The sequence below is a fragment of the Reichenbachiella sp. MALMAid0571 genome (genome assembly GCF_040151475.1).
GTDB lineage: Bacteria > Bacteroidota > Bacteroidia > Cytophagales > Cyclobacteriaceae > CAXBNB01.
Map to the genome: position 1 here is coordinate 128839 of NZ_JBDKWG010000121.1, position 10846 is coordinate 139684.

9 protein-coding genes are annotated in these 10846 nt (G+C 37.5%); 6 read left to right on the plus strand and 3 right to left on the minus strand.

The features are described 5' to 3' along the window. Positions 1-22: 22 nt before the first annotated feature. The 5 genes from AAOP42_RS09100 (at position 23) to AAOP42_RS09120 (ending at position 7681) form a co-directional block, all read left to right on the plus strand. Positions 23-1723: a rhamnogalacturonan lyase family protein gene (locus tag AAOP42_RS09100; protein ID WP_349528183.1), complete on the plus strand. Its 1701-nt coding sequence runs from the start codon at positions 23-25 to the stop codon at positions 1721-1723. 91 nt (positions 1724-1814) lie between these two features. Continuing rightward, complete coding sequence (locus AAOP42_RS09105; RefSeq protein ID WP_349528184.1) at positions 1815-3194, plus strand: putative collagen-binding domain-containing protein; 1380 nt, start codon at positions 1815-1817, stop codon at positions 3192-3194. 60 nt (positions 3195-3254) lie between these two features. Continuing rightward, a complete protein-coding gene (locus AAOP42_RS09110) occupies positions 3255-4322 on the plus strand; it encodes an amidohydrolase family protein (protein ID WP_349528185.1) in 1068 nt (355 codons plus the stop codon). Between the two features lie 55 nt (positions 4323-4377). Next, on the plus strand, positions 4378-5604 hold the full coding sequence (locus AAOP42_RS09115) for a hypothetical protein (protein ID WP_349528186.1): 1227 nt from the start codon (positions 4378-4380) through the stop codon (positions 5602-5604). 28 nt (positions 5605-5632) lie between these two features. Further along, positions 5633-7681, plus strand: coding sequence for an acetylxylan esterase (locus AAOP42_RS09120; protein WP_349528187.1), 2049 nt, complete (start codon positions 5633-5635; stop codon positions 7679-7681). A gap of 439 nt (positions 7682-8120) precedes the next feature. On the opposite strand, the gene AAOP42_RS09125 is transcribed toward AAOP42_RS09120, so the two are convergent. Both AAOP42_RS09125 and AAOP42_RS09130 read right to left on the minus strand, forming a co-directional pair. Then, positions 8121-8642, minus strand: a complete 522-nt coding sequence (locus AAOP42_RS09125; protein ID WP_349528188.1) for an REP-associated tyrosine transposase — start codon at positions 8640-8642, stop codon at positions 8121-8123. A gap of 74 nt (positions 8643-8716) precedes the next feature. Next, a complete protein-coding gene (locus AAOP42_RS09130) occupies positions 8717-9136 on the minus strand; it encodes a hypothetical protein (protein WP_349528189.1) in 420 nt (139 codons plus the stop codon). Between the two features lie 679 nt (positions 9137-9815). On the opposite strand from AAOP42_RS09130, the gene AAOP42_RS09135 reads away from it, so the two are divergent. Continuing rightward, positions 9816-10193, plus strand: a complete 378-nt coding sequence (locus tag AAOP42_RS09135; protein ID WP_349528190.1) for a DUF1801 domain-containing protein — start codon at positions 9816-9818, stop codon at positions 10191-10193. Positions 10194-10256: 63 nt separating this feature from the next. Here AAOP42_RS09135 and AAOP42_RS09140 read toward each other — a convergent pair whose 3' ends face one another. Continuing rightward, positions 10257-10688 (minus strand): hypothetical protein, encoded by a 432-nt coding sequence (locus tag AAOP42_RS09140; RefSeq protein WP_349528191.1) that lies wholly within the window; start codon positions 10686-10688, stop codon positions 10257-10259. Positions 10689-10846 lie beyond the last annotated feature (158 nt).

A 10846-nucleotide genomic window follows, 5' to 3' on the forward strand; every position in this document is an offset into this window, starting at 1 on the left:
AGGTAACAAAATTTTAAAAATAATGAAAGCTAGAACTATAATTTTAATGGTTTCAATAGTGTTGTTGGGTAGAGTAGTTTGTGCCCAGTTAAATGAAAAACTGGACCGTGGAGTAATAGCCCTTACGGTCAATGAAAACATTGTTTATGTAGGCTGGAGACTTCTTAAAAGCGATCCTGATGATATTGCGTTTAATATTTACCGAAAAGATTTTGGTGGGGGTAGATTTGAAAAAATCAATCCCAGTCCTATTATTGAATCTACAAACTATATTGACTCTACATGCTTTTCGGGAAGAGCCTATCATTATTCCATAAAAAAAATAATTAATGAGAAAGAGCAGGGTACAAAAGGTGAAGGCTATGTTTTTGTAAAAACAGGGAATCAGCCATGGTACTCAATTAAGCTTGATGATGATATTACCCTAAAGAGATTGGGTGTTGGAGATTTGGATGGAGATGGTGCATACGATTTTGTTCTTCAGCATCCTGATTTTAACGTTGATCCGTATCACCGCCCTGATTATTGGAAGCCTAGTCCCCAACCATACAAATTGGATGCTTACTCTTCCAAAGGAAAATTTATGTGGAGGTATAACATGGGTTGGGCAATTGAAACGGGTACATGGTATTCTCCTTATATGGTTTATGACATTGATGGAGATGGTAAGGCTGAGGTTTATTCTAAAGCCGGGGAGGGTGATCCAAGGCAAATTGACGGGCACGTGGTTGACGGATCAGAATATCTTATAAAATTAAATGGGCTTACAGGGAAAATTGAGAATAAAACGGATTGGCTATCAAAAGAAAAGTTTGATATTTATAATTTTTGGAGTAGAAATTTCCTTACTGTCGCTTATCTGGATGGTAAAAAACCTTCCCTAATTCAACAAAGAGGCACTTATACTATAATCAAAACACTCGCATTGGATAAAGATTTTAATAAAATATGGTATTGGGAAAGTACGGGAGAGTATGAGAAATACAGAGGTCAGGGACAACATGGTATTATGTGTGCAGATATTGATGCTGATGGCAAGGATGAATTGGTATTTGGAACTGCTGCTCTTGATGACAATGGCATACCACTTTGGCATACTGGTTTGGGACACAATGATGTAGGATACATTGCAGATATAGATCCGACTCGCCCGGGGATGGAGATTTTTTATGGGATCGAATCACGATCACCTAAAAACGGCGTATGTCTGGTTGATGCTAAAACAGGAGAAATCATTTGGGGATATGAGGAAAGAACATATCATGTGCATTCTCAGGGTATGATTGGCGACATAGATCCAGATTATGAAGGTATTGAATGCTATGCAGGAGAAGCAAAAGGCGGAGATAAATTTTTTCTAATGTCGGCAAAAGGTGAACGACTATCGGATAAAAATCTTTGGGGTCTTGCACCAAAGGCAGTTTGGTGGGATGGAGATGATTTGAAAGAAATAAACTATAATGACAACTTGTTTAAGTATAAAGGAGATACACTGCTTCAAATTGAAGGAGAAGTAAAAATGGTTGCGGATGTTATCGGTGACTGGCGGGAAGAAATAATTACCAGTATCAAAGGAGAATTACGCATCTATTCTACAAATATTCCAGCATCAACTAAAAAAGTTTGTTTGATGCAAAACAGGCAGTATCGTTTGGGAGTAGCGGATGCATCTATGGGTTATTTATACCCACCTCAGTTGGGTATTGAAAAAAACAGAGAATAGTATGAGTGCAATGGAATTAGTATTATCAAAAAAAGTATTTGATTTTTAGTCATTGAAAAGTTCTAATAGTTTAAGTTATTGTTCATACATTATGAAAACCAAAACATTGGTATTTATCTATTTTTTTCTGGTATTAGAATTAAATGCGCAGAATCCAATAGAGATAAGCTCAGAATTCCCTCAGTATTGGTCTTACAAAGGGGAGTTGGTATTATTACTTGGAGGTAGTGTAGAAGATAATTTATTTCAGATACCAGATTTAGAATATTCTCTTGATAGTCTAAAGAAAATTGGAGGTAATTATGTTCGGAATACTATGTCATCTCGAGACAATGGAAATGTATGGGCTTTTTATTTTGATTCCGAAAAAGAACTTTTTGATCTTGGGAAATGGGACGAAGAGTACTGGAATCGATTCGAAAAGTTATTACAACTTACTTCTGATAGAGACATTATAGTCCAAATTGAAGTGTGGGCGACTTTTGATTTTTATCGAGAGAATTGGGATAGAAACCCTTTTAACCCAAAAAATAATAGTAACTATACAAAGGAACGAGTAAAACTTCCTGAACAAATAGGTTCACATCCAACATGGACCGAAAATCCTTTTTTTTGGTCTGTTCCCATGCTACAAAACAACATTCCTGTACTCAATTACCAACAGAGGTTTGTAGATAAGTTATTGTCTTATTCTCTCAAATACGGGAACGTACTGTATTGCATTGACAATGAAACATCGGTAACTGCATCTTGGGGTAAATTTTGGGCGGAATATATTCAAAAGAAAGCCCAGGAGCAGGGAAAGCATGTGAATATTACTGAAATGTGGGATCCATGGGATCTTGATCACATTTTGCATAGAGAGACTTTTGATCATCCTGAAATTTATGATTTTGTAGAAATTTCACAAAATAATCATCAAAGAGGACAAGATCATTGGGAAAATGGGTTGAAACAGATAGAGCGGTTAAAAGCCATTGACAAGCTCAGGCCTTTGACCAATGTGAAGACTTATGGAAATGATTTGGGGCAGCATGGTGGGGGCACTCAAAATGGAATTCAGAGTTTTATAAGAAGTGTATTCTTTGGATCTGCCGCTGTTCGTTTTCACAGACCTAATTCTGGCCTTGGACTAAGTAAAGAAGCGCAAGCAGTCATTAGTAGCATGAGGCAATTATCTGACAATATTGATTTTTTTAGTGCAGTGCCCAGTAATGAGTTGTTGTCAGGCAGAGAGGAAAATGAGGCATATTGCCGGGCTGTGCCAGAAAAATACTATGCGATATATTTTACTAATGGGGGAGAAGTCAAACTGAATTTGGAAGACACAAAAGGCAAGGTGAAAATCCAATGGTTAGATGTGATGAAATCCATTTGGATAAGTGGTGCATCGATTAGCGGTGGTAGATATACAACAATAAAAGCACCTTCCGACGGACATTGGGTGATGCTTTTAAATTTTAAGCATTGAATTAAAATCTTTACAAAAAAAAACAGAAGCAAGACTGAATCACTTAAAAAGACAATCACAATGATGAAAAACCTAATCTTATCGATACTAATACTCGCTTTCCTTTCTTGCGCAGAATCCACTCAGTTTTATTCTCTGAACGACTTTGGCAAGGTCGAAAAAATGGATGTTCATATTCATGTTGGTACTACTCGTGATGCCTTTGTGGAGCAAGCCAAAAAAGACAATTTCAAACTGCTCAATATTGTAGTTGATTTTACCAAAGGGTGGGAATACATAGAAAATCAGTATGCTCATCGTTTGGATCAGAAGACCCGACACCCTGAACAGTTTGAGATGGCTACTGCCTTTTCTATCAAAGAATGGGATGATCCGAATTGGGTCGCCAATACCATTGCCTGGTTGGATAAATGCTTCAATGATGGGGCGGTAGGTGTGAAAGTTTGGAAAAATATTGGAATGGTTTTCAGGGATAAAAATGGAGAACTCATAATGATCGATGATCCTAAGTTGGATACTATTTTTAGCTATATAGAAAAACGAGGCAAAACCTTGATAGGACATCTTGGAGAACCACAAAATTGCTGGTTGCCACTTGATGAAATGATAGTGAACAATGACATTACTTATTTCAGAGAACACCCGGAATATCATATGTACAAACATCCCGATATGCCAACTTATGAAGAACAGATAGCAGCTCGTGACAGAATGCTGGCGAAGCATCCCAACCTTACTTTTATGGGAGCGCACATGGGCAGCCTGGAGCATGATGTAGATGAGTTGGCTAAACGCCTGGATAAGTTTCCAAATATGTCTGTGGATTTGGCTGCTCGTATTGGGCAGGTATTTTATCAAACCATTCAAGACAGGGAAAAAGTCCGAAATTTTTTCATCAAATATCAGGACAGGTTACTTTATGCCACCGACATGGGAGACAGTGGAAAAAAGAATGAATCAGACCTGAAAAAAGAAATGCATGAGACCTGGCTGTTGGATTGGCAGTTTTTGGTCACAGACGATTGGATGACCAGCGACAGGGTTAATGAAAAATTTCAGGGACTTAAACTACCAAAAGAAGTGGTAGATAAAATTTACGCTAGAAATGCCAGGAAAATGTTTCTTTAAGAATAAAAATAATTAGATAAATTCTAATGTATTTAATAATAAATGTTATTGTGAAATGAAATATCTAGCAGTTAAAGCCGAATTAATCAGTTGTGTTGTTTTTATAGTTTTCTTGAGATGTACAGATAGCACTTCTGACGATTCTAAAACTGGAGGAGACCAACAAGATAATTTAAGTGAATACGTTGAAATCCCTCATATAGATTTTGTAGAAATGTCCAAAATCCAGCCTCATATTGGAGATGAAAGTATAATCTGGTATGATGATTTTTCGTCCGAAAAGGATTACATGGATGGATATGGTGTAATTGATTCTAATGAAAATTTTGGAACCAGTGGAGGCTCAATTGATATGGGTTTCAATAAAGGAGATGTTGATGGTAGGGGAAATAGAAAAGTAGCTTTTGGGGATTTCCCTGGCAATCCATCGGTCATAAACCAAGGGCAACAGTATGATGAGGTATATTGGAGAATATATGTCAAGCATGAGCATGGGTGGGAGGGTGCTCCAGCAAAAATGTCGAGAGCGACGAGTATTGTTTCTGATAACTGGCAGCAGGCAATGATAGCACATGTGTGGAGCGGTGCAAACAACTCAATTACCCTTGATCCTGCTCGTGGTGTCGATGGGCAAACAGACCAAATTAAAACAACCAAATACAACGACTTTGATAATTTGTATTGGCTGGGCAATAAGCCTGCGTCGGATTTTCAAATTTCCGCAACGGAAGAATCAGGTTATTGGGTTCTTGTGGAATCCAGGGCTAAACTCAACACTCCTGGAATGGACGATGGTATCAATCAACTTTGGATTGATGGAAGGTTAGAGGCTGAGAGGAAAAATTTGAACTTTAGAGGGAGTTATACCGAGCATGGTATTAATGCGGTCTTTCTTGAATCCTATTGGAACAATGGATCAATAAAAACTCAAGGACGTTGGTTTGACAATTTTGTAATATCCACAAAACCAATTGGTCCGGTTGTTTCACCTGAAAATCCCACTTTGTACAAAACCCCTTATCATGAACCAGGTGAATTATCAGCATGGGAAATTGAACTTGCTTCGGACTATGAAGGCAGTGATGTTGTTTTTCAATCAAACGTTCTGGGAAAAGAGGAAAAAGTTGTAGTAGAGGAAAACAGTGGAGTGTTTAAAGGTTCATTGAAAGGAAAAACTGCTCTCAGTTCTGGTAAAATTTATTTTATCAGAGTGCGTCAAAAAAACTCAAAAGGAAAATGGTCAGATTGGAGTAGATGGCATCAGGGTTTTAGAGTAGAATAGAAATTTAGGAGTACGTAAAGTATATATTATGAGAAAAGTAGTAATACCTATCATCTTTTTGGTTTTGTCTTATGGAAGCCTTTTGTCCCAGCCTTTTCCTTATTCCGTAAGCTCAGATTTTGCCCAGCCCAATAACATTCGCACCTATTTGAGTAGAGTAGCCAGTGAAATTACTCATAATTCTTTGAGTGACATCAAAAGTCTAAATGATTGGGAAGCCGTTAGGGATCAACGGCGTACAGAATTTCTGGAAATGATGGGATTGCAAGGGAAACCTTTTGAAGGCAAGCGGTCTCCGCTAAATGTGACCAAAACAGGGGTGATTCAAAAGAAAGGATACAGGATAGAAAAATTGTATTATGAATCTCTTCCGGGGTTGTATGTGCCAGCCAATTTGTACATTCCTGATGGGATTAAAAAATCAGTTCCTGCAATATTATATGTATGTGGGCATTCACATACTCAAAAACACAACTATCAGGCGCATGCAAAGAGTTTTGCTCAAAATGGCTTTGTTGTTTTGATTATTGAGACCATCCAACGTGGCGAAGTAAAAGGGGAACACCTGGGTGCAGAATCTCTGGGTTGGTTTCATTGGTACAGTAAAGGGTACAATCCCGGAGGAGTTGAAATCTGGAACGGCATTCGGGGATTGGATTTGCTAAGCGGGTTGCCGGAAGTAGATAAAGAACGGTTGGGTGTTACCGGTATATCTGGCGGAGGTTCACAGAGTTGGTATCTTCCGGTGGCCGATCCAAGGATAAAAGCTGTTGCTGCTGTGGCAGGAGCAGGGTCACTGGAAGGTCAGATATGTCAAAAATCCATAGACGATCATTGCGACTGTATGATGCCCATCAATACTTATGGAATAGATTTTACCGATGTGGGTGCCCTTATCACCCCAAGGCCATTTATGATAGCTCAGACCACTCAGGATCAGTATTATTCTATAGAAGCTGTGCGAACATTGTATGATAAGATTAAGCCTGTATATAATTGGTATGGCAAGTCTGAAAATCTTTCAATGGTAGAAGCAAGTGGAGCACATAGCTACGGATCTAATGAAGAATTCAGGTCGGTTATTCTATCTTTTTTCATGAAAGAACTAATGGGTAAAAAGGTGTCTCCTGAAAAATTAGAGCCTATTGATATTTCGAAAGAGTTGTCAAATGAGGAATTGGCTGCTTATGTAAATGGTGCTCCTAAGGATGACAAGACAAAAACAATTCAAGATTCTTTTGTAGAGATGGCTACTCCTCCTGAGATTAAAAGTGTCGGTCAGTTGGAGGATTACAGAAAGGAAGTAATAAACTTTCTGAAAGAAAAAACATTTGGAGCATTTCCCGAAGAAAATACTCCCCTGGAGATTCGGAAGGAGTTTCAATATACCAATAAGCAGGGAGATGAAAGAGAGATTTACAGCTTTGTCCCGGAAGAAGGGTGGAGGTTAAAAGTCTTTCTCCGAACGGGTCAGCCTTCAAAGAAAAAAAAACCTGCAGTATTGGTGTTGAGAAATCCAATGGATAGTCGTTGGTCTTCTTACGAGCTTACATCAGGTTTAGCTGACAAAATGATCATAGCTTCTTTTGAAGCCAGAGGTATTGGAGAAACCGGATGGTCTCCTTCGTTGCAGTGGCATATTAGAAGAGCTGCCGCCTGGACAGGACGTACCGTTGCATCCATGAGGGTTTATGATGTGCTGAGATGTCTTGAGGCCTTACGACAATTACCGGGAGTTGATCCAGACAATATTAGTATTGTTGCTGAAGGGGAAATGGCAGCAATTGCTTCTTATGCGTGTCTGCTGGATGATAAAGTCAAATCCCTGCTTCTAAAAAATCCTCCTGCTACTCAAAATGCTCCAAGCGAACCAGACGGGACAGGTATGGCAATCGAAATGCTTAATTGTTTACGCATAACCGACCTGCCCCAGGTGACGGGATTGATGTGCCCACGGCAATTAGTCGCCATTGGTGATTGGCCGGAAACATACAAGTGGGTAGAAAACCTTTACAAAGATTTAAGTAAAGCCAATACTTTTAAAAAAGTGAGCAAACCTTCTGAATGGGTTGAGTAGGAATAGATGCTAAGGCTATATTCTATGTACTTATCAGCAATAAGAATTATCAAGTAGAATGACCTTTCTGTGATCAGGGAAGTTTTTGTTGGTCACAAATCAAATAAAGGCGAAATCTGAGCTTTTTTCGTAAACCACATTTGAGTTTCCGCCTTTGTTGGTTTTGTAACCAACAAGCCTCTAAGGCAAGCGGCTTAGACATCATCCATATAGTGCGTTAAAAATGGAAGTGTCAAGTCTTCACTTTCATAAAACTGAGCCGAACTGTACTCATAGTCAAGTGGACTCTTAGCCAACATCCATTTTCTATGGACAGGATTCTGCTAAAGTATAATCTAATACAGCGGATGCTTGCAGGTCACAAGACCTGCAAAGGCAGGAATGGCTGTACTTCCGCCCTTGTTGGTTTTGTAACCAACAAGCCTCTAAGGCAAGCGGCTTAGATATCATCCATATAGTGAGTTAAAAATGGATGTGCCAAATCTTCACTTTCATAAAACTGAGCCGAACTGTACTCATAGTCAAGTGGACTCTTAACTAACATCCATTTTCCTTGGACAGGATTATTGTGAATGTAATCCAACTTTTGCTCGATCACCTTTCGGGAATACATCTCAACTGCCAAAGGATTTCTTTGCCATATCTGGTATTTTCTGTCTTTACTTTCAACCAAAAAGTCATCTATGTGTCTATATCCTGAATCTTGTAGTTGATACAAAAGCTTTTGGGCAGTGAACCGCATAAAACTCAATTGTACATTTTGAAACTTCTTGTTCTCCAGTGGCTTCCAAAGCAAGTGTATGTGGTTTGGCATTATAACATAGGCATATACTTTTGCTGCTTTTTCTTCAACTAGGTATTGCAATGAATTGAGAATAATCTCCTTTCTTTTATTCACCTGAAGTAACTGTTTCCAGTTAAGTATTGTAGCTGTATAAAAATATATCGTTCCAGCTTTCATTTTTTCTGGTTTAGTGATAGACCTTACTCCAGTGGTTTGCAGGTCACAAGACCAACAAAGGCGAAATTACGGTTTTATGAATACTTAGCCTTGATTAAATCTAGGTTCAATATTAATTTATTAAGAGAGTCCTCTTGAATTTTGAGTTTTTCAATATATTCTTGTAATTCCAACTTTGATAGTTTTTTCTTTTTTAAGAGACTGTATTGTAAACTAGAATATTCACTTTCATATTTTAATTTCATTACATTTAGATATTCCAAATATGTTATGTCACTATTTGGAAAAATTTTTGATTCCGGTGAATTATTAGTTTGGAGTAAATGCTCTAAGCTTGTTGTAAAGTGTTCTATTTTTTGTTTGTTTTCTAGGAATTTTGACAAGAGATATTTTTTCTGTCTAAACTTCTGCCCGAAATAGTCTTTTGATAAAAGAAATAGAACTATTGGGATCACTATGCCTGAAAAGATAGCTATTAAATTTTCTGTTTTCATTTCTTAGGTGGGTGGGTATGGGTGGAGAGAATGTTTTATTTACTGCCAAGATTCATTTCAGTTCTCAAATTCAAAAGTTCTTTTAAAGTTTTTTACTATTGTCATTTCTGTATTTTTAAAATTAATCTTTTTAAGAGAGTAAGTAAATTTGCCTTCACTGATAACTACTGTTTGATGTTTTTCATGTGACAGACTCACAAATTTAGTTACTTCTAAAGAGTTAGCTATTACCATTCTCATCGATCAAAGATCTGATTTTCCAACTTGACAAACTTCCCTCGGGTTTGTAAATCCCATTAACATTTCCCCTCTTGTTGGTTTTGTACCCCACAACCTCTAAATAATCAGATTATATATCGGAAGAATTACAAGGGGTGGTGCAATGAATGTATTTGTATTTCGAGAGGATTTAACACAATGAGTTATCTTTGAAAGAGGTACTTTTCCAATTGGAAACAAAAACAATGAACGATAAGGATAATTTTTATTTTGATAAGCAGGAACCAAATAAAAGCTGTTTCCGCCCTTGTTGGTTTTGTAACCAACAAGCCTCAAAAGAACCGGATTCTACATCGGGAGAATTACAAGGGGTGGTGCAACGAGTGATTTTCCTTTTGAGAGGATTTAACACAATGTATTATCTTTGAAAGGACAATTCTTTCAATTGGGAGCAAAAACAATGAATGATAAGGATAATTTTTATTTTGATAAGCAGGAACCAAATAAAAGCTGTTTGCTGGCTATGCGAAAAATCATTCTGGGCTATGATAAAGATATTACTGAGACAAGGAAATATGGGATGCCTTGTTTTTGCTACAGAGAAAAAATGTTCTGCTACCTATGGGAAGATAAAAAAAGCAAAGAACCTTATTTTCTGATGGTTGAGGGAAAACACCTTGATCATCCTCAGCTGGAGGCAGGAGATCGCTCCCGAATGAAAATTTTCAGGGTAAATTCAAACGGCGATTTGCCAATAGCTGCTATCAATTCGATTATGAATCAGGCATTGGATCTTTACAGAAACGGAATCATCAGGATAAAAGCGAGTAGCAGGTAGTCTGCTCAGTTTATTTTAACTTTACAAAGCTTCTGTTTCGAAAACAATCATTGTAAAAACCTTTCAATACTCTTTTGTTAAAAAGTACAGTGCTCTTTTTTTAATAACAAAATGACGAAGTACATCGACTAAAATGAAAACTAGAAATACCGATATCAGGAGGATTCCAGCAATCGGGTGATTGGCGAAAATGGCGAGCCATCCACCTCCCCATAACAGTAGAGTACCTGCTAAAAAGACTATAAACTTGGTAAAGGATAAATATGATTTGATGTAGTATTTATCCTCCTCTACATTGCTGTCTGTAATATGATGGACATAAGTTTTCTTTGTATTTCTCACTCCAAGGTCTATTTGATTTAGACCATTGCGCAATGGTAGCGTTTTGCTTTCCCCTTCTTTTATAACGTCTATAAAAGAGCCGTTTGCGTACAGGAAAATGTCAGGTGGAAAAATACCTTTTATTTTCAGAAATTCTATATTGAGTAGCACCATATTTTTTATATAAAAGTAATACTGACATCCGACTAATCTGTGATTGTTGGAAAACAGTTGTTTTATAGTCGAATTAAGGTGGTTTTGATAAGTTTTGAAAAACACCCCCTTGTTGATTGCAGAACATATCGAGTTGGATTATCCTAATTTTTCTTTCT

Excerpts from the sequence above, each read along its gene's own strand:
- AAOP42_RS09140 (WP_349528191.1), bottom strand. The coding sequence starts at position 10,688 with ATGGTGCTACTCAATATAGAATTTCTGAAAATAAAAGGTATTTTTCCA.
- AAOP42_RS09105 (WP_349528184.1), top strand. The coding sequence starts at position 1,815 with ATGAAAACCAAAACATTGGTATTTATCTATTTTTTTCTGGTATTAGAA.
- AAOP42_RS09125 (WP_349528188.1), bottom strand. The coding sequence starts at position 8,642 with ATGAAAGCTGGAACGATATATTTTTATACAGCTACAATACTTAACTGG.
- AAOP42_RS09100 (WP_349528183.1), top strand. The coding sequence starts at position 23 with ATGAAAGCTAGAACTATAATTTTAATGGTTTCAATAGTGTTGTTGGGT.
- AAOP42_RS09135 (WP_349528190.1), top strand. The coding sequence starts at position 9,816 with ATGAATGATAAGGATAATTTTTATTTTGATAAGCAGGAACCAAATAAA.
- AAOP42_RS09120 (WP_349528187.1), top strand. The coding sequence starts at position 5,633 with ATGAGAAAAGTAGTAATACCTATCATCTTTTTGGTTTTGTCTTATGGA.
- AAOP42_RS09115 (WP_349528186.1), top strand. The coding sequence starts at position 4,378 with ATGAAATATCTAGCAGTTAAAGCCGAATTAATCAGTTGTGTTGTTTTT.
- AAOP42_RS09110 (WP_349528185.1), top strand. The coding sequence starts at position 3,255 with ATGATGAAAAACCTAATCTTATCGATACTAATACTCGCTTTCCTTTCT.
- AAOP42_RS09130 (WP_349528189.1), bottom strand. The coding sequence starts at position 9,136 with ATGAAAACAGAAAATTTAATAGCTATCTTTTCAGGCATAGTGATCCCA.